The organism is uncultured Oscillibacter sp. (genome assembly GCF_900544955.1).
GTDB lineage: Bacteria > Bacillota > Clostridia > Oscillospirales > Oscillospiraceae > Oscillibacter.
On record NZ_UQXD01000033.1, the window covers coordinates 1 to 22,330 of the forward strand.

Sequence of the window (22,330 nt, forward strand, 5' to 3'; positions counted from 1 at the left end):
CCCATCCCGCCCGGACCGGGGCCCGCCCCGCCCGTCCGCCCCGGCAGAAGGGAAAGGGGCGGTGGGCGCGCCGTGTGGCCACCGGGGTGCTGGCGGCGGTGGCGGTGGTGTGCGCCGCCGGGCTGATCGGCTACGGATGGGAGGCCCGGCAGGCGGCGACGCAGTTCCGGGACCTGTCCGCCCAGGTCCATGCCCCCGCCGTCCTCCCTGCACAGGGCGGCAGGGAGACGGATCCCGTCCCGGAGGAGGACCCCCGCCCCGCGGCGCTGGAGGCCCTTCAGGCGGAAAACGGCGATCTGGCGGGCTGGGTGTCCATTCCGGGCACGGCGCTGGACTACCCCGTGATGTACACGCCCCAGCAGCCCCAGTACTATCTCCACCGGGACTTCTCCGGCGCCTACTCCTACAGCGGCACGCCGTTTTTGGAGGAGCGCTGCACCCTGGACTCGGACAATCTGATTTTGTGGGGCCACAACATGAAGGCGGGCACCATGTTCGCCGGATTGCTGCGCTACCGGGACGCGGCGTACGCCCAGGCGCACGCCTGGGTCTCCTTCACCACGCCGGAGGAGACCCGGTGGTACCAGGTGGTGGCCGCCTTTGCCTCGGAGGTGGACGCGGAGGGGGACTATTTCCGGTGGTACAACGCGCTGGAATTTCCCGATCCGGCCAGCTTTGACGCCTTTGCGGAGGGCCTGCGGGCCTCGTCCGTCCTGCCTGTGCCCGGCGACCTGGCGCCGGGGGACCAATTCCTGACCCTGGCCACCTGCTCCTACCACGACCAGAATGGCCGCTTTGTGGTGGTAGCCCGGTACAGCCCGGAGGGCCTGCCTGGATAATATTTTCCAGATGTGACCGTTTTGTGACCGCCGGATGCCATACTGAACCCATATGATGGAGTTGTTCCATGCAAAGTGCATGGATGGAGCCGCGCCTTTTGGCAAAAAGGCGGGAATGAGAGGTTATCATGATGAAAAAGCTGTACCGCGTGTGTGCGGGGCGCCGGTTTTTTGCACTGGCGCTGGCCGCTGTGATGGTGCTGGCCCTGCTCCCCTCGGCGGGCGCCGCGGGCTGGGATACCGCCATTGCCCAATCTGTGGTTGACGACGCCAACGATGCGGCGAGGGCCTTCTCCGGGGCGTTTGCGTTTACCGGCTACCGGGCCCCGGAGGGGCAGGAGGAGACGCCGGTTTCCGAGCGGGAGACGGGCACCCTTGCCGTCTCCGCGGATGGGACGGCCCCTGTGGAACTCTCCCTTCCGGCGGGCACCTATACCCTGGAGTGGGAGGCGGGATGGACCGGACCGGAGGGCGGGGCCCTGCCGGAGACCGTGACCGTCCGGGCGGGGGAGGAGACCGGGCTGGCCTATGCCGGCGCGGCGCCGTCCGGCCCGGACCTGGCGGACTTCATGACCAGCTACACCCTGGCGCTGAACGGCGGTGAGCCGATGGACGTGGACGGCGGCCTGGAGCTGACCGGCGTCCAGGCGGGGGATAAGATCACCGTGACCGGCTCCTTCGATATTCCGCTGCCGGGTGAGGCCGGGTTCCGGGCCGGGGAGGCCTACACCATCGACCTGCCCGCCGGGCTGACGTACAGCCGCACGGCCTCCGCCGCCATTTACGACGAGGGCGGGAAGAAGATCGCCGTGTTCTCCCTGGATGCCGTCAACAACACCGGGACCCTGCGCTTTGAGGAGAGCTTTGCCCCGGAGACCTACTCCCACTTGTCGGGCAACTTCTCCTTCAACGGCGTGGTGGCCGTTCCCCCGGGCGGGGAGGACGGCGAGCTGTCGTTTACCGTGGCGGGGCATCCGGTGATTGTGCCCATCATCTGGGCGGAGACCGCCGCCGAGGTGAAAAAGTCCGGCGCGATGGTGTCGTACAGCAACAACTCCGTGGTCCGGTGGACGGTGACCGTCCAGCCGCCCAACAAGAGCGGCGTGTTCCCGGCGGGGCTGACCGTCACGGATCACATGTCCCGCAAGGACGCCGCCGGCCCGGATATCCACGAGCTGCGGAAGCTGGAGTCGGTGAAGATCGGGGAGAGCACTCTTTCGGAGAAGGATTACACCCTGACCGATACGGGCAGCGGCTTCATTTTGACGCTGAACCGGGAGTTTGAAGGGGCGTCCATGAAGCTGGTGTTCACCTCCAACCTGTCGGACGCGGGACTGGAGAGCCTGGGCAGCGCGGTTAACAAGCAGCTCGAGGGCATCAGGGTCCATAACCACGTCAGCGTGGCGGCTGCCCAGGAGGGCGGATTCGACGGCGAGACCATCTCCTGGGGGCAGGCCGACGCCGCGATGGTCACCACCGTCAACCTGCTGCAAAAGACCTACGTAAAGCAGGAGTGGACGGCGGAGGGGACCTGCCAGGTCTGGCGGCTGTTTATCAACAAAAACCACATGAGCCTGGATGCGGGCACCGTGATTATGGACACTCTGCCCCAGGGGCTGACGTTTGACAGCGCCGTTTTCTACCGGCACAAGGGTGGCGATCTCACCAAGATCGGCAGCTATACGCGGGAGGACGATCTGTTTGAGACGGATGCTTCCAGCGAAGGGGAGGTTTCCTTCACCCTTCGGGAGGATATCGACGTCCCCATGGTGATCGAGGTCAAAACCAGCGGCGAGGTCCCGGCGGGCGGCGCCACCAACCGCGCCTCCATGACCGTGGAAAACACCACCTTCACCAGCCAGGCCACCACAGGCACGGGGGCGTCCATCACCTCCGTCTACAAGCAGGGCGCCGGCTATAATCTGAAAAACCGCACCGCCCAGTGGAACGTCTACGTGGGTCCCACCGACGGCGCGGCCATGCTGAGCGATACCCTGGAGGCCGAAAAACAGACGCTGATCGCGGCGGACGCGGCGCTGCAGGCCGAATTCACCAGCGACGCCATGAAGTATATCAGTATCCAGAGAATTCAGGAGCTCAGCCCGGGGCAGGTGGCCGAGACCGGCAAGGCCACGCTGGCGGGCAGTCCCATCTATCTGGATTTGTCCGGCGGAACGAAAAGCGGCACGCTGGACGGCGTGACCTTTACTGCCGCTTACAGCGGCAAAACCCTGACGGTCGAGACGGACGGTCCCCTGGCGCACGTCTACCGGGTTCAATTCCACGTCCGGGTGGCCGACAATGTGATCTACGGGACGATCAAGGCCCCCGGCGGGAATAAGCCCATCGGCCGCCATTCCGGCCGGAACCTGACGAACGAGGCGGTTTTGACCGTGGGCGGCAAAACATATACCTCCAAGGCCGCGCTGAGCAACAGCAACAGCAATTTCGACAAAAACACCGCGAATCCCAGCATGGCCGCGCAGACCATCTCCTGGAAGCTGCGGGCCAATCAGCAGGGCCTGAGCTATCGGGTGGACGACAACCCCGATAGTGAAAACTACTTCCTGATTCAGGACCGCCTCCCCGCAGGGCTGTTTTTCAAAGGGGCGGAGGACGTCACTCTGAATCCCAGCGCCGCGAAGCTGGAGGCGGCGGGGTATACGGTGGACATCCGGGTGGACGACAGCGGAACCCAGATGGACATTGTGATCCGCAGTGCGACGGGCGAAAAAATCTTCAACCAGAGCGTCACGGCGACGGTGGTCTCCCACATTACGGACGAGGCGGTGCAGGACCTCCTGAGCAAAGGCGACAAATCCTTCCGGAACAACGGCTACCAGCGGGGCGTGAGCCCGGACGGGAAAGCCCGCTGGGAGGGGGACTATGAGGACATCACTCTGAAGACCACTCCCGTCAGCAAGAATGCCAGCTACAACCCCCAGACCGGCATGATCGACTGGAGCATTACGGTCAATCCCAGCCACCTGCCGGTGCTGGATATGGAAAACGGCGTGGACCTGGCGGACCAGCTCACGGTGACCGGACTGACCTCCGGCACCCTGACCCCCGCCGACCTGGTGGAGTTTTCCACCGGCTCGCTGGTCATCACCCGCAAGGCGGCGGGCGGCGCCTCCACCACGATCGTCCCCCAGGCGGTGGAGGGCACCGCTCCGGCAACGGGCAGCTACTACCGCTATGATCCGGAGACGCTGCAGCTGGAGCTGCACATCGACGTCTCCGGCGGCGCGGCCAGCGACACCTATACCATCAAGTACGCAACCCTGCTCAACATCCCCGAGGGATACACCGGCAACGACACGGTGACGGTGGATAACAAAGTGGGCTGGTCGGGCCACAGCGGCGGGAGCAAGGTCACCAACATCGACCTTGCCGGCGTGAACGTGGGGCTGGACATCACCAAATTCGGCGCCCTCACCGTCCACAAGGCGGACGCCGTCACCAACCAGGCCCTGAAGGGCGCGGTGTTTGCCCTGTACCAGGTGACAAACGGCGTTGCCGCCCAGGAGCCCCTGACCACCGCCGTCACCCAGAGCAACGGCGACGCCCTCTTCCAGCGTTTGATCCCCGGGGAGTATCTGCTGGTGGAGATGACCGCCCCCGCGGGCTACCGGATCAGCGCCCAGGCGGGCGCGGGAATCGGCGTGACCATCCAGGCCGGACATACCGCGGAGGAGACGGTGAAGAACCAGCCGATTCTGGGGCGGATTGTAGTGACCAAGGTGGGCCCCGGCAGCACCGGCGGCACCGTCCTGCTGCCCGGCGCCGCCTTCCGGCTGCTGGCGGAGGACCAGGAGACCACGGTCCGTCCGGCCCAGGTCACTGACGAGAGAGGGCAGACCGCCTTTGAGAATCTGCCCATGGGCACCTACTACCTGCAAGAGACCGCCGCCCCCGACGGCTACGTCCTGTCCGGGGAGCTGATTCCGGTGGTCCTGCAGGACAACGGGACGGAGACCATCGCCGTCAATCGGACGGTCACCAACCTGCGGGAGGAGACGCCGCCCCCGGTGGGGCCGGTGGACCCCGTAGACCCGGACACCCCGCCGGTAGACCCGAACACGCCGCCGGTAGACCCCGATACCCCGCCCGTAGACCCCGATACCCCGCCGGTGGACCCGGATACCCCCACGCCGCCGCCGGACCGGCCCTCTACTCCGGGCGACAGGGATGACGACGATGACGACGTGATTCTCCCCGGCGATTTGACGCCGGGAGAGGTGGAGGACCTGCTGGAAAACGGCAAGGTTCCCCTCAGCGATATTCCCGATTTGACTCCGGAGGAGATCATTGAGCAGAACATCCCCTTGGTGGACCTCCCGGACTTGGAGGTTCCCCGGGCCGGTCAGCCCGGCATCCCCGCCACCGGAGACGACACGCCGGTGGAGCTGCTGGCCGCGGGACTGCTGGCCGCCCTGGGCGGGCTCTTCCTGCTGTACCGCAAGCCGCGCCGGAGCGAAACCCGGCGGCACTGACAACGCGCCATCAAAGAGAAGAAGAGGAGCGCCGCTGATGCGGCGCTCCTCTCGGCTTGTGCGGGCCCGCCGGGGCGGCGTCCCGGAAGCGGCGGCCTGCCGCCAAAAGAATTTCGCCATGTGACCGAAATGTAACCGGCGGTTGGTAAACTGGGACCATAAGATCAAGACGGAAAGCGCTTGGCGCTTTGGAACCAGGAGGTTTTTTATGAAGAAGCTGCTTCACACCGCGCTGGCACTGGGAATGGCGCTGACCCTCAGCGTCTCTTTGCTGACGCTGCCCGCCGCCGCCCTGGAGACCGCAGGCGATCCCGATCAGAGCACGGCCGCCGCGCCGGACGCCGGAACCTCCGGCGCCGGGACGGAACAGACCGAGAGCGCCGGCCAGCCGGGCGACGCGGATTCCGCGCCCTCCCAGCCGGAGGAGACGCCGGAGAGCGGCCTTCCCGGGCCCTCCGAGGGCGCCTGGCCGGAGCTGCCCGAGGCCCCCGAGGCGACTGTCCCCGAGACCCCGGCGGCGCCCGAGACGGAGACCCCGGATGCCGAGACCCCGGACAGCGAGACGGCCGATCCCGAGACTCCGGAGACCCCCGATCTAGAGACCCCCGATGCGGAGACGCCCGGCGTGGAGATCCCCGATACCGACGGAACGGACGCCGGGACCGATGTCCCTGAGACGCCGGAGGAGGACCTCCCCGACGCCGAGACCCCCTTGGCCCCCGCCCCCGAGGTGCCGGAGGCCCCGGAGCAGGTGCTGCCCGACCCGGAGACCCCGGCCGAGGACCTGCCGGAGATTCCCGAGATTCCCGAGACGCCTGTGGTCCCCGAGCTGCCGGTGCTGCCCGAATTGCCGGTGCTGCCGGAGCTGCCCCTGCTTCCCGAGCTGCCGGTGCTCCCCGAGCTTCCCCTGGTGGTGGAGACGGCCGCGGTGACCGTCCGGCAGATCCTGGTGTATGCCGGCGAGGAGTACGTGGAGTATGAGTACGAGGAGGCCACCGTGGGCGGGGAGCTGGACACCGCCGACTTCATCCGCCAGGACGCACGGGTGCGCTATACCGGCGGCGCGGAGCTGGTGGAGGTCTCCGGCGATCTGACGGTCAGCCTGTTCTACGAGATCGCATAACCCAGCCATCGAAATCAAGGCCGCCGGCGAACCTTCGCCGGCGGCCTTTTCCGCGTCTTTTCCGGTCTGGGCGGGGCGGGAAAAAAACACTACCCAAACCGGGGCGGATGGGGTATAATGATAGCATTCATACCGGCTGTCGTCAGCCGGTGTAGAGAGGTGCTCGCCGTGAACGATCATACCCCTTCCCCGGTGGCGGCGCAGGCCCGCGTCACCATGCTGGGGCACTTTGCCATCGAGGTGGACGGCCAAACCATTACCGACGAGACCAACCGCTCCCAGAAGCAGTGGAGCGTGCTGTGCTATCTGATTGCCCACCGGGACCGCACCGTGTCCCAGGGGGAGCTGATCGAGCTGTTCTGGCCGGACGAGGAGAACGCCAACCCGGCCAACGCCCTGAAAACCCTGCTGTACCGGGCGCGGGCAGCGCTGGCGCCGCTGTTTCCCCCACAGGTCAACCCGATCTTGTCCCAGCGCGGCTCCTACTCCTGGAACCCGGCCATCCGCTGCCGGGTGGACGCCGAGACGTTCGAGGAGCTGTGCCGCCGGGCCGACGATCCGGAGCTGTCCAGTGACGCCCGCGTCGAGCTGTACGCCAAGGCGGTGGAGCTCTACCGGGGGGACTATCTGCCCAAGCTGTCCGGACAGCTCTGGGTGACCTCGGTCAGCGCCCACTACCACGCCCTGTACATCAAGGCGGTGAAGGCCCTGGGCGCGCTTTTGGAGCGCTCCGAGCGCTATGGCGACATGGAGGCGCTCTGCACCGCCGCCACCCAGATCGATGCGCTGGACGAGGACCTGCACATTCTGATGATCCGCGCCCTCCTCAACCAGGGGAAGAACGCCGCCGCCCTCAAGCACTACCAGCAGGCCACCCAGATGCTCTCCCGGGCGCTGGGGATCCGCCCCTCCCAGGAGATGCTGAGCCTGTACCGGGAGATCATGGACGTGGAGGAGGCCCTGGAGACGGACCTGGAGGTCATCCAGCAGCAACTGTGGGAGACGGCCTCCCGCGCCGGGGCCTACCTGTGCGAGTACGGCTTTTTCCGGGAGTTCTACCGGCTGGAAGTCCGGCGCTCCGCCCGCAGCCGCACCTCCGTGCGCATCGCCCTGCTCTCCGTGGGGCTGCCGGGGGGCGGCACCCCGCCCCTGCCCGTGCTGAACGAGACCATGGACCTGCTGGAGGATGTGCTGATCCACAACCTGCGGCAGGGGGATGTGATCGCCAAGTACAGCGCGGCCCAGTTCGTCCTCATGCTGCCCGGTGTGGACAGCACCAACAGCGTGAACGTGATGGAGCGCATTGTGTCCTCCTTCTACCGCCTGCACCGCCAGGTATACCTCAAGCTATCCTATAAAATCAGGGCGCTGTAAGCCCGCCGCGTTTTGAAACAGGAGGTTCCCCTATGACTGCCCGTACCAGACCCCTCGCCGCCCTGCTGGCCTGCCTGCTGGCGGTGGCCGTGCTGACCGTCAGCGGCCTGAGCGCCCAGGCCGCCCAGACACTGCCCGCGCTGAAGACCCGCGTGACCGGCGTCACCGTCTACGCCGACCAAAAGGCGTCGGTGGACGCCTCCAACCTGGCGGAGGGATACGTGCTGGTCAGCTATTTGGGCGGCCGGAATGTGCGGATCAAAGTACAGATCATCAAGCAAAACGGCGTTACATATCTCTACGATTTGAACAACCGGGGAGAGGCGGAGGTCTTTCCCCTGACGGAGGGGGACGGCACCTATACCATCCGGGTCCTGGAGAACACCACCGGCACCAAGTACGCCCAGGTGTTCACCACCACCCTGGAGGTGAAGCTGCGCAGCGAGTTTTTGCCCTTCCTCTATCCCAACCAATACGTGAATTACACCGCCGACTCCAAGACCGCCGCCAAGGCGGCGGAGCTGGTGGGAGACAAGACCTCCGAGCTGGAGAAGGTGCAGGGCGTCTTCCAGTATGTGACGGGAAACATCTCCTACGACTACGCCCTGGCGCAGTCGGTCACCACCGGCTATCTGCCGGAGGTGGACCGGGTCCTGGAGGCCAAGAAGGGAATCTGCTTCGACTACGCGGCGGTGATGGCCGCCATGCTCCGCTCCCAGAACATCCCCTGCAAGCTGGTGATCGGCTATGCGGGGCAGGTCTACCACGCCTGGGTGGACGTCTATATCCAGGGCACCGGCTGGGTGGATAAGGTGATCTACTTTGACGGGCAGAACTGGACCTTGATGGACCCCACCTTTGTCTCCAGCGGCGGCCACAGCGATTCCATCATGAAGTACGTGACAACCAAGAGCAATTACACCCAGGCGTTCGCCTATTGACCGGGACCGGGTGTTGATCCATGAGAAGGAGGCGGCTTCCCTATGCTGCATCGAACCGACGGCGCCCCCGTCCTGACCCGTACCCAGCTCTCCGATTTCTGCTACCAGCTCTCGCTGCTGCTCCAGTCCGGCGTCTCCCATGAGGAGGGGGTGGGGCTGCTGTGCCAGGAGGCCCAGGGCACGCCCGTCCACGGGGCGCTGGAGCGATTGCACGCGCTGCTGGCGGAGGGCGCGCCCCTGGACCGGGCGCTGGCGGAGACGGGGGCCTTCCCCGCCCACCTGGTGCGGATGGTGGAGATCGGGCAGGTGTCCGGCCGGCTGGAGGAGGTGTTCTCCGCCCTGTCCGGCTACTACCGCCGGGAGGAGGAGCTGTGGCAGAGCATGCGGCGGACGGTGGTCTATCCCGCCGCCATGTCCCTGCTGGTGGGCGCCGTCTTTCTGGTATTGGTGTCCCGGGTCCTGCCGGTGTTTGAGCAGCTGCTGGGGCAACTGGGGGTGGGACTGGGCTCCGTGGCCTATACGCTGCTGCGCCTTGGCTCCGCGGGCCGCGGCGCGGCCGCTGTGTTTCTCGCGCTGCTGGCCGCCGTCTCCCTGTTTCTCTTCTGGGCCTTCCGGTCCGGAGGGGGCGGCGCCCTGCGGCTGTTGTCCAAAACCGCCGCGGGCCGGGCGGCGGACCGCAGCCGCTTCGCCTCGGCCATGGCCCTGATGATGTCCAGCGGCCTGCCGCTGGACGAGGCTATGGAGCACACCTGCCGGATGCTGGAGGATTCGCCCCTGTCCCCGGGGCTGGCGGATTGCCGGCGGCGGATGGAGGCGGGCACCCCCTTCCCCCAGGCGGTGGAGGAGGCCGGACTGGCCAGCCGCCTCCAGGCGGGGCTGCTGTCCGTGGGCACCCGCGCCGGCGCCGCCGACCAGGCCATGGGCGAGCTGGCCCGCCGGTGCCAGGAGGAGGCGGACGCGGCGCTGGAGAGGATGATGAGCCGCTTCGAGTACGCGGTTTTGATCGTCCTCTCCCTGGCGGTGGGGCTGGTGCTGCTCTCAGTGATGCTCCCCCTGCTGGGCGTGCTTTCCGCCATAGGAGGGTAGGAGATGGAGAGAAACGGGCGCACCGCCGTCCGGACCGCGCTGTGGCTGCTGCTGGCCGCGGCGCTGCTGGCGGCGCTGTATTTCGGCAGCGCGGCGCTGGGGCGCCGAGCCGGAGAGGAGGCGCTGTCCCTCACCCGGGAGTCCGTCCAGCGGGCGGCGCTGCAATGCTACGCGCTGGAGGGGTCCTATCCCGCCAGCCTGGCGTATTTGACGGAGCACTACGGCCTGCGGCTGGATGAGCGGCGCTATTTTGTGGATTACCGCTTTGTGGGCTCCAACCTGATGCCGGAGATCACCGTTTTGCCGGTACCGTCCGGAAACTGAGCGAGGGAGGGGCGCCGATATGAGACATCACGGGCGGGGGCTGTCCTTCCCGCTGGAATTGCTGCTGTGCACGCTGTTTCTGGTATCCGCCGTGCTGCTGGCGCTGTTCTCCAGCCGGCTGTACCGTGAGACCACGGCGGGCGCCCAGTGCAACTACACCCAGCGCACGGTGCTGTCCTACCTGGTGAACCAGGTGCGGCGCAGCGACGCGGCGGGGGGCGTCTCCGTGGGCCGCTTCGGCGAGGCCGACGCACTGTTCCTGCGGGAGGAGGGCTATGTGACCATCCTGTACTGCTGGGACGGGCAGCTCCGGGAGCTGTACACCGAGGAGGGGCTGACCTTCGCCCCGGCGGACGGCATGGCGCTGCTGCCTCTGGCGGATCTGGCGATGGACGTCCGTCCCCAGGGGGACGGCCAGGTGCTGGAGCTGACGGGGACGGCGCCGGAGGGCGAGCGCTGGTCGGTGGCGCTGTCGCCCCGCTGCGGCATACGGAGGGAGGCGGAATCATGAGACCATTTGCGCGGCGGCGCGGGCCGTTTTTGGTGGAGCTGACGGTGGATATCCTGCTGTTCGGCATCTGCGCGGCGGTGTGCGTCTGCCTGCTGCTCCAGGCCCGGTCGATGAGCCGGGAGAGCCGGGAGCTGACCCAGGCCGTCTATCTGGCCCAGTCCGCGGCGGAGAGCTGGAAGGCCAGCGGCGAGACGCCCGTCCTCTCCGGGGCGGACGGCTACTCCGGCGTCTTTCAGGTGCGCGGCAGGGAGCTGGACCTCTCCATTTGGCGGGAGGGCCGGCTGCTCTATACGCTGGAGGGGGTGACCTTCCTTGGCTGAACGTCCCGCCCCCTTTTCCGGACTGGGCGTGCTCTCGGTCCTGACGGTGCTGCTGGCCCTGTGCCTGACGCTGTTTTCCGCCCTGACGCTGGCGGCGGCCCGCTCCGATCTGGCCCTGTCTGAGAAAAATGCCGGCACCGTCACCGCCTATTACCAGGCGGACCGGGCGGCGGCCCAGGCCTACGAGGCCTTTTGCGCCGGCACCCAGGCGGAGCTGGAGACGGAGCTGCCCGTGCTGGAGGGGCAGGTCCTCTATCTGCACCTGGTCCGGGACGCGGACGGCGCGGTCCGGGTGCTGGCCTGGCAGACGGTGGCCCAGGAGAACGAGGAGACGTTTGACGATCACCTCCCGGTGTGGGATGGAACCCTGCCGGGGCAGGGAAGCGGAGGAAGTGCCCCATGACGATCACGGAAATTTTGCAGCAGGCGGTAGCGCGGAGCGCCTCGGACGTCCTGCTGATCGCCGGACTGCCGGTGACCTATAAGGTGGACGGCGTTCTGCGGCGGGAGGGCGACCCCCTCTCCGCCCAGGACTGCGGACAGCTGACCCAGGCCCTCTACCAGTTGGCCGGGGACAGGGAGCTCAGCCGCCTGGAACAGGGCGGGGACGACGACTTCTCCTTCTCCCTGCCCGGCCTGTCCCGGTTCCGGGTGAACGCCCTGCGCCAGCGGGGCAGCCTCGCCCTGGTGATCCGGGTCATCTCCTTCCGCCTGCCGGACCGGGCGGCCCTGCATATTCCCGACAATGTGATGCGCTTTGCCGACTGCCCCCGGGGACTGGTCCTCTTCACCGGCCCGGCGGGCAGCGGCAAGACCACTACGCTGGCCTGCATCGTGGATGCGGTCAACTCCAGCCGGAACGCCAACATCATCACCATCGAGGACCCCATTGAATACCTCCACCGCCACAAGAAGAGTGTGGTCATCCAGCGGGAGCTGGCGGTGGACACCCGGTCCTATCAGATGGCCCTGCGGGCCGCCCTGCGGGAGATCCCAGACATCATCCTGCTGGGCGAAATCCGGGATCCGGAGACCACCCAGGCCGCCATTACCGCGGCGGAGACCGGCCATCTGGTGATCTCCACCCTGCACACCGTGGGCGCCGCCAACTCCATCGACCGCATCGTGGACTCCTTCCCGCCCGTGCAGCAGAGCTATATCCGGGTGCAGCTGTCCATGGTGCTGGAGGGTGTCGTCTCCCAGCAGCTGCTTCCCAGCCGCTCGGGAGAGCGGCTTCCGGCGTTTGAGGTGATGGTCATCAACAGCGCCATCCGCAACATGATCCGGGAGTCCAAGTCCCACCAGCTGGACGGCATGATCGCCCAGTCCGGCGCGGAGGGGATGGTCACCATGGACCAGAGCATCCTCAAGCTGGTGCAGAGTGGACAGGTCTCGCCGGAGGACGCGCTGCGGTACTGCGTCAACCCCGACTGGCTCCGCAAGCGCATGGCCATGTAGCGCCGCAACCGCCTGGATGCCCCACGGCAACCGGCAGTTGCCGCCCAGTTGGTGGCTTCCCGCCGTGCGCCGTGGTATCCTGTGCGGGAGGTGATGGGAGATGACATTGGGAGACCGCATTCAGGAGTAGCGGAAGCGGCGGGGGCTTTCCCAGGAAAAGCTGGCCGAGCTGGTGGGCGTCAGCAGGCAGGCGGTGACCAAGTGGGAGGCGGGGCAATCGGTCCCCACCTGTGAGAATCTGATGGCGCTGTCGGACCTGTTTCAGCTGCCGCTGGACACCCTGGTGAGCGGGACGCCGCCGGGGGGAGAGGCGGAGCGGGGCAGGCGGCGGCCCAATCCGATTCTGCGCGCCAATCTGACGATGCTGGCCATCTCGTTTCAGGCGGGGGCGCTCCATGCCTGCACCCAGGCCGCCTATACCTGGGCGGATGGGGTGCGGGTGCCGGACCGGGCGGTGCCGCTGTTCAAAATCGCGCTGCTGTTTTTGACCTCGGTGTGGATGGCAAGCAACCTGCGGTTTGAGGAGGACCTCCGGCAGCGGAGGAAAAACAGCCTGATCGAGCTGGCCTACTGCACGGTGCAACTGGCCGCCGCGCTTCTCACCTACCGCTTCGGCATGGGACCGGTGGGCCTGCTGCTGACGGTCCTGATCTGCCTGGGGTATCTTCTGATTGTGAACCCCCGCTATATGAACCGCAAGCTGACCAGATAACGGGGTAGCGCCCCCCTTGCCATTCGGCAAGGGGGGCGCTTTTGCGTCGTCTCTCACGGGACGCATCTCCGGTTTCGGCGAAAATGGCCGACGGGAGGAGTACGCCGGTGAGGCCGGGGAGGGGCAAGACTGCGGCCCAAGACGGGGAAATTCCTGCCGCCTCTTTACTTTTGCAGACCGGTCGATTATAATAGCTAATCACATGGGATACTTCTAAAATTTGGTGAAACCGCGACGGCTTTGGACGGCGTCGCGGCGCCGGGACCGAGAGGAGATGCCCACAGTTCAGGAAAGGATGAGGTCAATTGGATTTATCGGCATTGAGCAACATCAAGGGATACCACTTGTCTCTGGCGGAGCAGATCGCAGAGCGGATCAATCAGCTGATTATTGACCAGCGGCTGACGGAAAACGACAAATTGCCCACAGAGTTCGAGCTGATGGAGATTTTGAACGTCGGCAGAAGCACGGTGCGGGAGGCACTGAAAATTCTGGTGGCCCGCAATGTTTTGGAGATCCGGCGGGGGAAGGGGACCTTTGTCAGCAAAAACCCGGGGATGAACGAGGACCCGTTGGGATTTGCGTACATGCAGGACAAGATGAAGCTGGCCCAGGAGCTGATCGAGGTCCGGGCTCACATTGAGCCGTGGACGGCTTATCTGGCGGCGCAGCGGGCGACGGAGCGGGACATGGAGCAGCTTCGCGGCTACTGCGAGAAGGTCGTTGACCTGAGTTTGCTGGGAGACGCCCACCAGGAGGTGGACAAGGCCTTTCACGAGTGCATCGCCCGGTGCACCCACAACCGCGTGATCTGCAATCTGACCCCGATCATCATCTACTCCGTTCAGGTTTTCAGCGACATCAGCGAGAGCACCCTGCGGCGAAAGACCAACATCTCCCACCGGCAGATTTGCGAGAGCATCTGCGCCCACGACCCCGTTGGAGCCAGCCAGGCGGTTTTGGCCCATCTGGAGGCCAACCGGAACTATTGGGAGGAGATGGCAAGCGTGGAATCCAAGAACTGACCCCCTTCCCCCGACTGGGAAAACCCACAGTTTCGATGTCAAGAGCGTGTGAAAAGTTCGACATATTTTACAAGTATTTCTTGACAAAGAAAAGTGGGTCTTATATAATGTCTGTATTGTCTGACGTAAGACAATGAGACGACGAGAGTCTTAGGGAAGACGAAACCATTGACCGTGTGGAATGAAGTTGAGGAGGAACGTATGATGAGAAAATTTTTGGCATTTGCGCTTGCCCTTTCCATGCTGCTGGCCATGACCGCCTGCGGCGGATCGGCCACCACCCCGCAGCAGGGAAGCGGAACGGGGGAGACGGAGACCGGCGGGGACGGCGCGGAGCAGTGGGGGGAGGCGGAGAACACCTGGCTGTCCTGCATCTCCTCCAACCTGTTGGACGGGGAGCATCCCTTCTACCAGGCGCAGGTGTTCTTCGACCAGTGCCTGCGGGAGGAGACGAACAACAAGTACGGCCTGGACATCTATGTGGGCGGCCAGCTGGGCTCCGACTCCGAGATGGTGGAGGGCTGCCTGAACGGTACATATGAATTTGTCCTGAACAGCAGCGGCCTGTTCGCCAACATCTCCGAGGATTTCAACATTTTCGACCTGCCCTATCTGTTTTCCAGCAATGAGCACGCCTATGCGGTGATGGACGGCGAGATCGGCCAGAATGCGCTGAAGAGCCTGGAGCAGTACGGCATGGTGGGCCTGGGCTACGGCGAGAGCGGCTTCCGCAACATCACCTCCAGCTTCCAGATCAACGGGCCCGCGGATATGAAGGGCATGAAGCTGCGCACCATGGACGTGCCCATGCACATTGAGTTTTTCAACCTGCTGGGGGCCAATGCCACGCCCATGGCCATGACCGAGGTGTTCACCTCCTTGCAGCAGGGCACCATCGATGGCCACGAGAACCTGAGCATGGGCATCCTCTCCAACCGCATCTATGAGGTCAACCCCTATGTGACCGTCAGCGAGCACATCTACACCCCCATCGTGTACGCCATGAACGCGGACTACTTCAACAGCCTGCCCGAAGAGGACCAGGCGGCCATCCGGAGAGCGGCGGCCCGCAGCATCGAGATGCAGCGCCCCGACGCCCAGCGGCAGAACAACAAGGCGCTGGAGGTGATGGAGCAGGAGTACGGCGTGACGGTGACCAAGGTGGACAAGGCGCCCTTTATGGAGATTGCCGACCAGATGTATGCAAACCATCCGGAGTACAGCGATCTGGTGTCCCAGATCCGCGCGGCGGACCCGGCGAACGGCTGACGAGAGGCGCCGCCCCGCAGCGGGCGCCGGAAATAAAGGACGTATGCCATGAAATTTTTTAAGAAACTCTGCGCCGCCTTTGAGTCCACGATTGACGTGATGATCGTGGTGGCGGCGGTTGCGATGATGGTCATCGGCATTTTGCAGATTTTGTTCCGCTATGTGTTTTCAGCCTCCCTCTCTTGGTCGGAGGAGTGCATCCGCTACCTCCATGTGTGGCTGGTGACCATCGGCGGCACGGTCTGCTTTTACCACGGGACCTTCTCCGTCATCACCCTGATCTCGGACAAGATTGAGGCGAAGCTCCCCCTGGCCGGCAAATTCCTGGCGGTGCTGCGCTTTGTGTTTCCCGTGATCTTCTATGGGATCATGCTGGTACAGGGCTGGCAGGTGTGCGCGGCGTACATGGTCAAGCGGGCGGCGGCCACCCAGATTTCGATGGGCCTGGTCTATGCCTGCATTCCCCTGACGGGGCTGATCGGCATCCTCTTCAGCGTTGCCAAGTTCCCCGCGTTTCTCAAACAGCTGACAGGGAGGGAGGAGCCATGAGTCTTGCCGCAATTGTCCTGGTGGCGTCTTTGATTCTGTTTATGGCCATCGGCATCCCCATCACGTTCAGCTTGGGCATGTCGTCGGTGCTGGCGATTCTTCTGAGCAAGCCGCTGTCCTTCTCCCTGATTGCGACCAAAATTTTTGCGGGCGCGGATTCCTTCCCCATTCTGGCCGTGATCTACTTCATGATCGCCGGGGATTTGATGCTCCAGGGCGGCCTCACCAAGCGGCTGGTGGCCCTGTTCCGCAAGGCGCTGGGCTGGCTGCCCGGCAGCATGGTGGTGATCTCCTTTGTGACCTGTGCCTTCTTCGGCGCGATTTCCGGGTCCGCTCTGGCCACCACCGCCGCCATCGGCAATGTCATGTATCCGGAGATGACGAAGGACGACGAGTACCCGGTGCCGTTTGCCGCGTCCGTACAGGCGGTGGGCGGGACGCTGGGGACCATGATCCCGCCGTCGCTTCCGCTGATTCTCTTCGGCTGCCTGAGCGGCACCTCCGTGTCCAGCCTGTTCATTGCAACCATCGTCCCGGGCCTTTTGATGATGGCGATCTACACCGTCACCGGCCTGGTCATGGCCCACCGGAACGGCTACGGGAAAAACGATCAGGCCAGCCGGGCGGACGGTAAGAGCTTCTGGGAGGTCTTCAAGGAGGCCATCTGGGCGCTGCTGTCCCCCGTCATCATCCTGGGCGGGATTTACGGCGGCATCTTCACCGCCACGGAGGCGGCCATTGTGGCCTGCCTGTACTCCCTGATCGTGGGCATTTTCATCTACAAGGAGCTGGATTTCAAGACCGCGTTCCGGGCGATTTTGTCCGCGGCCCGCTCCAGCGCGTCGGTGATGTTCCTCTGCTGCTGCGCCACGCTGTTTGGATACTGTATGACGGTTTTGGGCCTGCCGCAGATGGTCACCAACGCCATGACCCAGGCCATCGGCAGCCCGATCGTCTTCCTGCTGGGGGCCAACATCATCTATCTGCTGTGCGGCATGTTTGTGGATGCCACCACGGCCATTCTGCTGGTGTGCCCGCTGCTGTATCCGGCCGCCGCCGCCTTCGGCATCGACCTGGTACACTTCGGCGTGATTACGGGCATCAACCTCTCCATGGGAATTGTGACGCCCCCCTTCGGCGGATGCATGTTCGTGGCCACCGGCCTGGACAAGCGGATTACGCTGGAGGGCCTGTACCGGGGGGTTCTGCCCTACTGCCTGATGGGTATGGTGGGCATTCTCCTGGTCACCTATGTGGAGCCCATCTCTATGTTCCTGGTCCATGTCATGCGGTGAGGGCGCAGGCCGCCCTTGCCATACGAGCCAAAAACCGGCGTCGCTTTTTGGCGGTGCCGGTTTTTGCAATAAAGGAGGAAACGCGATGTTTGATCTGTTGTTCCGCAACGGGCAGGTGTTCGACGCGGAGAACCGCCGCTTTGTCCGGGAGGATGTGGCGGTTGTGGGAGACCGGATTGCAAGAGTGGGAGACCTGTCCGCGGAGAGCGGGCGGGTGGAGGTGGACGCCGCGGGCTGCATGGTGGTCCCGGGACTGATGGACGGGCATCTGCATCTGTTCACCAAGGGCTCGGACGAGGGCATCCCGGCGGACCTGGCGCTGCTGCCCAACGGCATCACCTCCGCCGTGGACGGCGGCACGGCGGGGGTCTCCACCTACGACGCCTTCCACCAGATTGACGTGCAAAACAGCATTGCCAGCGTGAAGGCCTATTTGAACGTCTCCTCCCTGGGGATGCTCCACGCCCGCGTCTTTGAGAACACCCGGGTGGAGGACTACGAGGAGGAGCGGCTGCTGGAGACCGCCCGGCGGTATCCGGGGGAGATCGTCGCCCTGAAGCTGCGCTACAGCCTGGACCTGAATCCCCAGATGCCGGTGCACGCCCTAGACCGCTGCCTGGAGCTGGCGGAGCGGATGGAACTGCCGCTGGTGGTCCATGTGACGAATCCGCCGGTGGATATGGAGGAGATCGCCGCAAAGCTGCGCCCGGGGGACATCTTCTGCCACTGCTTCCAGGCGAAGGGGGATTCCATCCTGGGCGCGGATGGGCGGGTCAAGCCCGCCGTGTGGGAGGCCAAGCGACGGGGCGTCCTGTTCGACGCCAGCAACGGCACCAACAACTACTGCCACCAGGTGGCAAAGCAGGCCCTGGCAGAGGGCTTTGAACCGGATTTCATCACCACGGACGGCAGCCACGTGTTCCACTCCTTCTACAAGCCCCGGTGCTTTGCGCTGCCGTACATCCTGTCCAAGTACCTCGCCCTGGGCATGTCCCTGGAGGCGGTGCTCCGGCGCACCACGCTGGACGTGGCCCGCTTTGCCGGGTGGGAGCGCAAGGGAGCGCTGAAAGAGGGGTACGACGCGGATGTGGCGGTGTTCCAGCTGGAGGAGAAGCCCCTGGTCTTCGCGGACTACCGGGACGACACCCTCCCGGGCAACAAATTGCTGGTGCCGCAGATGACGGTGAAGGCGGGGACGATTGTCTACCGCCAGATGACGTTCTGCTGAGGGGCGCCGCCCGCCCCATAGGACGAAAGAATGCAGCCCCCGGCCATCTTCGGATGGCCGGGGGCTGCGGTATGTTCGCCGGAGGACGGCGGGGCGGTCAGGACGCGCGCCGCCGCTGTTCGTAGTCCCGCAGAGAGGCCAGGGCCTCTCCCGACATGGGGTACAGCACCGCCAGGTTGAAGATGGTCATCAGGCCGATGCCCACGTCGCCCAGGTCCCACACGAAGGTGTAGGCCGCCATGCCGCCGATGAACAGCATCACCAGGGCCAGGACCTTGTAGGCCGTCTGGGAGGGCCAGTTGTCCCCGCAGAGGTAGGCCACGTTGGGCCGGGCGTAGAAGAGGATGCCGATGAAGGTGGAGAAGCTGAACAGCCACAGCGTCACGGCGATGAACACCACGCCGAACCGGCCCAGGTGGTAGTTCATGGCCGCCTGCAGCAGATCCATGCCCGCCAGGCCCTCCACCGCCCCGGCGGGGGCCAGCAGCATGATCATGGCGGTGCAGGTGCAGATGATGATGGTGTCGATGAACACCCCCAGGGCCTGCATCAGCCCCACCTTGGCGGGATGATCGGTCTCCGCGGCGGCGGCCGCGCAGGGGGCGGAGCCGGACCCGGCCTCGTTGGAGAAGAGGCCCCGCTTCACGCCGTTCATCACCACCGCGCCGAAGCCGCCGGCCACCACCTGCCGCAGGCCAAAGGCCTCCTCAAAGATGCGGGCGAAGACGGCGGGCAGCAGGGGGAGGTTCTTGAGGATCAAAAACAGCGTGAGGAAGAAGTAGCACCCCGCCATGATGGGCACCAGCACGTCCAGCACCTTCACCGTGGCGTTTTTCCGCAGCACGATCACCGCCGCCGTGGCCACCAGCAACAGGGTGGTCCACAGGGGCGGGATGTGGAAGGCGTTTTCAAAGGCGGAGGAGACGGAGTTGCCGATGACCTGGCTGATGCCGCACCAGCAGATGAGGCCGGACACGGCGAACAGCACCGCCGTCAGGGACCGGCGCTTGGGGTCGCGGCCCCGCTTCCTGGCGAAGAAGTGGTGGATGAAGTAGGCGGGGCCGCCCCGGTAGCCGCCGTACAGCGGGTCCTTTTCCTGATAGAGCTGGGCCAGCGTGGCCTCGATGAAGGCGGTGGAGGCGCCGATGAGGGCGGTGACCCACATCCAGAACACGGCCCCGGCGCCGCCGGCGGAGATGGCCGCCACCACGCCCACCAGGTTGCCCATGCCCACCCGGGTGGCGGTGGACACCACCAGGGCCTGGAGGGAGGACAGGGCGCCCCGCTCGCCGCCGGTGCGCTTTTCCAGCGTGACCCGGAGCATCTCCGGGAACATCCGGATCGGCAGAAAGCGGGTGCGGACGGTGCAGTAGATGCCCGCGGGAATCAGCAGCAGCACCATCAGGGACAGGCCCAGGGTGCTGCCCCCCGGCAGGGGCAGGGTAATCAGGTCTCCCCAGAGAAATTGGTATACGGTCTCAATCAGCGCGATCATACAGCCTCCAAAAGCAAAGCAGCCAGTTGTCGCCCGGCGCCGGGCGCAGAGAGAGTGCCCGGCGCGCCGCCGGGCAGGAAGTCTGCGTCAGTCTCCGCCCACCACCTGGGGCAGGAAGTAGCGGATCTGCTTTTTCCACCAGGGCCAGTCGTGATTCACGTCCAGGCCCCAGTAGTCCACCCAGGCGCGGATGCCTTTTTGCCGCAGCACCGCGTCCAGCCGCCGGGTGCCCGCCAGGAGGGGCTCCTCCCAGGCGCCCTGGCCCACGCAGATCATGATGCGCCGCTGGTTGAACAGCTGGATGTAGGGGTGGTCCGGCGGCATGCCGGAGAGGCTGGCGCAGGGGTCGTTGGCGTACACCACCTCGTCCATATAGCCGCCGTACATGTCGTGGGTGTCGTAGACGCCGGACAGGGCGATGACGCTGTCAAAGAGGTCCGGCCGGCGGAAGAAACAGTTGGCCGCGTGGTAGGCCCCCATGGAAAAGCCGGTGGAGAGAAGGGACGCACCGGTGCCGTTGATCTCCCGGATCCGGCGCACCAGCTCCTCCGTCACGTATTGAAACCAGGCCTCGTGGCGGCGAACCCGGTCATGGGGATTGCCCTCCGTCTGGGAGACGGTTTCGGCGTCGATGGAGTCCACCGTGAAGAGCTGGAGCCGCCCGCTCTCCAGATAGTCCCCCAGGGTCTCCAGCATGCCGAAGCCCTCCCAGTCAAAAAAACGGCCGTTTTGGCAGGGGAACGCCAGCGCGGGCTTCCCGCCGTGGCCGTATACCTTGAATTCCATGTCCCGCCCCAGACGGGGGCTGAACTCCCTGTGATATTCCGTGTGCATGATAACCGCCTCCATTCGCCCTCCCATCCTACCATAAAAGGGGCCACGGGGCAAGGGAAAGGGACAGGAAGTGGGAGATTCCGGTTTTTTTCTTGCATTTTACCGAGGAGCTGTCTATAATTTCAACTAGAAATGGATCAAGGCAGGAAGGGGAAAAGCCGTATGAATTTCGTGTTTATCTCTCCCAATTTCCCGGAGGCCTACCGGTGGTTCTGCATCCGCCTGCGGGAAAACGGCGTGAATGTGCTGGGCGTGGGAGACGGGGCCTACGATGGGCTGCACCCGGATTTGAAGCGGGCGCTGACGGAGTACTACCGGGTGGACAGCCTGGAGGACTACGACCAGGTTCTCCGGGCCCTGGGCTACTACACCGGCCAGTACGGCAAGATCGACTGGGTGGAGAGCAACAACGAGTACTGGCTGGAGCTGGACGCCGCCCTGCGGACGGATTTCAACATCACCACCGGCCTCAAGGCCCATGAGATTGAGAAGTACAAGAGCAAGCTGCGGATGAAGGACTACTACCGGAGGGCGGGCCTGCCCTGCGCCCGGTGCGCCCCGGTGACGGACCTGGCGGCGGGGCTGGCCTTCGCGGCGGAGGTGGGCTACCCCGTGATTGTGAAGCCGGACAACGGCGTGGGGGCCATCGCCACCTGGAAGCTGCGGAGCGACGGGGAGATGGCGGCCTTTTTCCGGGAGCCGCCCCAGGTGCCCTATCTGATGGAGGAGTTTGTCCCCGGCGTGGTCACGACCTACGACGGCGTGTGCAACTCCCGGGGGGAGGTGCTCTTCGCCGCCAGCCACATCACCCGCAACTCCATCATGGACATGGTGAACGAGGGCGTGCCCACCTACTACTATGTGGACAAGGCGGTGCCCGCCGACGTGGAGGCGGCAGGCCGGGCGGTGCTGCGGGCCTTCGGTGCCTCCAGCCGGTTTTTCCACCTGGAGTTCTTCCGCCTGACGGCGGACAAGGCGGGCCTGGGGAAGACCGGGGAACTGGTTGCCCTGGAGGTGAACATGCGCCCCGCCGGCGGCTACACCCCGGACATGCTGAATTTTAGCCAGAGCGTGGATGTGTACCAGATTTGGGCGGACATGGTGGCCTTCGACGAGCTGCGCCACCAGTACGACGGCCCCCGCAGCTACTGCGTCTACGCCGGGCGGCGGGACGGGCAGCCCTACGCCCGCACACTGTCCCAACTGAAGGAGCACTGCCGGACCTATGCCCGGCTGTTCACCCGGATGCCGGACGCCCTGGCGGGCACCATGGGCAACCAGGTGGCCATCGCCTGTTTCGACACCCTGGCGGAGGTGGACCAATTCGTCCAGGACGCCTTTGCGCTGGCGCCGGTGGCCCAGCGGCCCTGAGAGAAACAAGCACAGCCGGCCGTACCGCCTACGCGGTGCGGCCGGCTGTTTGCCGGGGCGGGGCCGCCTGCCCCGGCCCC

Annotated in this window: 19 protein-coding genes and 1 pseudogene; 18 read left to right on the forward strand and 2 right to left on the reverse strand. The window is 65.3% G+C overall.

What is annotated here, in order from left to right; genetic code table 11:
• The 17 genes and pseudogenes from QZS21_RS08445 to QZS21_RS08525 form a co-directional block, all read left to right on the forward strand.
• Positions 1-839 (forward strand): class B sortase (locus tag QZS21_RS08445; RefSeq protein ID WP_295582326.1); only part of this gene is annotated, 839 nt, incomplete at its 5' end.
• 128 nt (positions 840-967) lie between these two features.
• The gene (locus tag QZS21_RS08450; protein WP_295582328.1) at positions 968-5,335 is read left to right on the forward strand and encodes a collagen binding domain-containing protein; all 4,368 of its coding nucleotides are present in this window, start codon (positions 968-970) and stop codon (positions 5,333-5,335) included.
• 208 nt (positions 5,336-5,543) lie between these two features.
• Entirely contained in the window at positions 5,544-6,458 is a 915-nt protein-coding gene (locus QZS21_RS08455) for a hypothetical protein (protein ID WP_295582330.1), read from the forward strand.
• Positions 6,459-6,626: 168 nt separating this feature from the next.
• A complete protein-coding gene (locus QZS21_RS08460) occupies positions 6,627-7,832 on the forward strand; it encodes a BTAD domain-containing putative transcriptional regulator (protein WP_295582332.1) in 1,206 nt (401 codons plus the stop codon).
• A 32-nt stretch (positions 7,833-7,864) separates the two neighbouring features.
• The gene (locus QZS21_RS08465) at positions 7,865-8,773 is read left to right on the forward strand and encodes a transglutaminase family protein (RefSeq protein WP_295582334.1); all 909 of its coding nucleotides are present in this window, start codon (positions 7,865-7,867) and stop codon (positions 8,771-8,773) included.
• 42 nt (positions 8,774-8,815) lie between these two features.
• On the forward strand, positions 8,816-9,859 hold the full coding sequence (locus tag QZS21_RS08470) for a type II secretion system F family protein (RefSeq protein ID WP_295582336.1): 1,044 nt from the start codon (positions 8,816-8,818) through the stop codon (positions 9,857-9,859).
• Positions 9,860-9,862: 3 nt separating this feature from the next.
• Complete coding sequence (locus tag QZS21_RS08475) at positions 9,863-10,183, forward strand: hypothetical protein (protein ID WP_295582338.1); 321 nt, start codon at positions 9,863-9,865, stop codon at positions 10,181-10,183.
• A gap of 19 nt (positions 10,184-10,202) precedes the next feature.
• Positions 10,203-10,694: a DUF4860 domain-containing protein gene (locus QZS21_RS08480; protein ID WP_295582340.1), complete on the forward strand. Its 492-nt coding sequence runs from the start codon at positions 10,203-10,205 to the stop codon at positions 10,692-10,694.
• A complete protein-coding gene (locus QZS21_RS08485) occupies positions 10,691-11,014 on the forward strand; it encodes a type II secretion system protein (RefSeq protein WP_295582341.1) in 324 nt (107 codons plus the stop codon). Before QZS21_RS08480 ends, QZS21_RS08485 begins: the two co-directional genes overlap by 4 nt.
• On the forward strand, positions 11,007-11,417 hold the full coding sequence (locus tag QZS21_RS08490) for a hypothetical protein (RefSeq protein ID WP_295582343.1): 411 nt from the start codon (positions 11,007-11,009) through the stop codon (positions 11,415-11,417). The genes QZS21_RS08485 and QZS21_RS08490 overlap by 8 nt, the downstream gene beginning before the upstream one ends.
• Entirely contained in the window at positions 11,414-12,472 is a 1,059-nt protein-coding gene (locus QZS21_RS08495) for a type IV pilus twitching motility protein PilT (protein WP_295582345.1), read from the forward strand. Before QZS21_RS08490 ends, QZS21_RS08495 begins: the two co-directional genes overlap by 4 nt.
• Positions 12,473-12,614: 142 nt before the next feature.
• A pseudogene (locus tag QZS21_RS08500) lies at positions 12,615-13,184 on the forward strand (helix-turn-helix transcriptional regulator); the annotation flags it as partial.
• Between the two features lie 320 nt (positions 13,185-13,504).
• A complete protein-coding gene (locus QZS21_RS08505) occupies positions 13,505-14,209 on the forward strand; it encodes a FadR/GntR family transcriptional regulator (RefSeq protein ID WP_295582347.1) in 705 nt (234 codons plus the stop codon).
• Positions 14,210-14,410: 201 nt separating this feature from the next.
• Positions 14,411-15,478 (forward strand): TRAP transporter substrate-binding protein, encoded by a 1,068-nt coding sequence (locus QZS21_RS08510; protein ID WP_295582349.1) that lies wholly within the window; start codon positions 14,411-14,413, stop codon positions 15,476-15,478.
• Positions 15,479-15,526: 48 nt separating this feature from the next.
• A complete protein-coding gene (locus QZS21_RS08515) occupies positions 15,527-16,027 on the forward strand; it encodes a TRAP transporter small permease (RefSeq protein WP_295582351.1) in 501 nt (166 codons plus the stop codon).
• Positions 16,024-17,322, forward strand: coding sequence for a TRAP transporter large permease (locus QZS21_RS08520; protein ID WP_295582353.1), 1,299 nt, complete (start codon positions 16,024-16,026; stop codon positions 17,320-17,322). The genes QZS21_RS08515 and QZS21_RS08520 overlap by 4 nt, the downstream gene beginning before the upstream one ends.
• An 85-nt stretch (positions 17,323-17,407) precedes the next feature.
• Entirely contained in the window at positions 17,408-18,550 is a 1,143-nt protein-coding gene (locus tag QZS21_RS08525; protein ID WP_295582356.1) for an amidohydrolase family protein, read from the forward strand.
• Between the two features lie 97 nt (positions 18,551-18,647).
• On the opposite strand, the gene QZS21_RS08530 is transcribed toward QZS21_RS08525, so the two are convergent.
• Together QZS21_RS08530 and QZS21_RS08535 are read right to left on the reverse strand one after the other, a co-directional pair.
• On the reverse strand, positions 18,648-20,045 hold the full coding sequence (locus QZS21_RS08530) for a sodium:alanine symporter family protein (protein ID WP_295582358.1): 1,398 nt from the start codon (positions 20,043-20,045) through the stop codon (positions 18,648-18,650).
• Between the two features lie 87 nt (positions 20,046-20,132).
• Entirely contained in the window at positions 20,133-20,879 is a 747-nt protein-coding gene (locus tag QZS21_RS08535; protein WP_295582360.1) for an esterase family protein, read from the reverse strand.
• Between the two features lie 162 nt (positions 20,880-21,041).
• Here QZS21_RS08535 and QZS21_RS08540 point away from each other — a divergent pair, with 162 nt between their 5' ends.
• Positions 21,042-22,250 carry an acetyl-CoA carboxylase biotin carboxylase subunit family protein gene (locus tag QZS21_RS08540; protein ID WP_295582362.1) on the forward strand — a complete coding sequence of 403 codons (1,209 nt, stop codon included), beginning with the start codon at positions 21,042-21,044 and terminating at the stop codon, positions 22,248-22,250.
• Positions 22,251-22,330 lie beyond the last annotated feature (80 nt).

Excerpts from the sequence above, each read along its gene's own strand:
- QZS21_RS08470 (WP_295582336.1), top strand. The coding sequence starts at position 8,816 with ATGCTGCATCGAACCGACGGCGCCCCCGTCCTGACCCGTACCCAGCTC.
- QZS21_RS08515 (WP_295582351.1), top strand. The coding sequence starts at position 15,527 with ATGAAATTTTTTAAGAAACTCTGCGCCGCCTTTGAGTCCACGATTGAC.
- QZS21_RS08495 (WP_295582345.1), top strand. The coding sequence starts at position 11,414 with ATGACGATCACGGAAATTTTGCAGCAGGCGGTAGCGCGGAGCGCCTCG.
- QZS21_RS08520 (WP_295582353.1), top strand. The coding sequence starts at position 16,024 with ATGAGTCTTGCCGCAATTGTCCTGGTGGCGTCTTTGATTCTGTTTATG.
- QZS21_RS08485 (WP_295582341.1), top strand. The coding sequence starts at position 10,691 with ATGAGACCATTTGCGCGGCGGCGCGGGCCGTTTTTGGTGGAGCTGACG.
- QZS21_RS08525 (WP_295582356.1), top strand. The coding sequence starts at position 17,408 with ATGTTTGATCTGTTGTTCCGCAACGGGCAGGTGTTCGACGCGGAGAAC.
- QZS21_RS08455 (WP_295582330.1), top strand. The coding sequence starts at position 5,544 with ATGAAGAAGCTGCTTCACACCGCGCTGGCACTGGGAATGGCGCTGACC.
- QZS21_RS08475 (WP_295582338.1), top strand. The coding sequence starts at position 9,863 with ATGGAGAGAAACGGGCGCACCGCCGTCCGGACCGCGCTGTGGCTGCTG.
- QZS21_RS08540 (WP_295582362.1), top strand. The coding sequence starts at position 21,042 with ATGAATTTCGTGTTTATCTCTCCCAATTTCCCGGAGGCCTACCGGTGG.
- QZS21_RS08510 (WP_295582349.1), top strand. The coding sequence starts at position 14,411 with ATGATGAGAAAATTTTTGGCATTTGCGCTTGCCCTTTCCATGCTGCTG.
- QZS21_RS08465 (WP_295582334.1), top strand. The coding sequence starts at position 7,865 with ATGACTGCCCGTACCAGACCCCTCGCCGCCCTGCTGGCCTGCCTGCTG.
- QZS21_RS08535 (WP_295582360.1), bottom strand. The coding sequence starts at position 20,879 with ATGCACACGGAATATCACAGGGAGTTCAGCCCCCGTCTGGGGCGGGAC.
- QZS21_RS08530 (WP_295582358.1), bottom strand. The coding sequence starts at position 20,045 with ATGATCGCGCTGATTGAGACCGTATACCAATTTCTCTGGGGAGACCTG.
- QZS21_RS08480 (WP_295582340.1), top strand. The coding sequence starts at position 10,203 with ATGAGACATCACGGGCGGGGGCTGTCCTTCCCGCTGGAATTGCTGCTG.
- QZS21_RS08450 (WP_295582328.1), top strand. The coding sequence starts at position 968 with ATGATGAAAAAGCTGTACCGCGTGTGTGCGGGGCGCCGGTTTTTTGCA.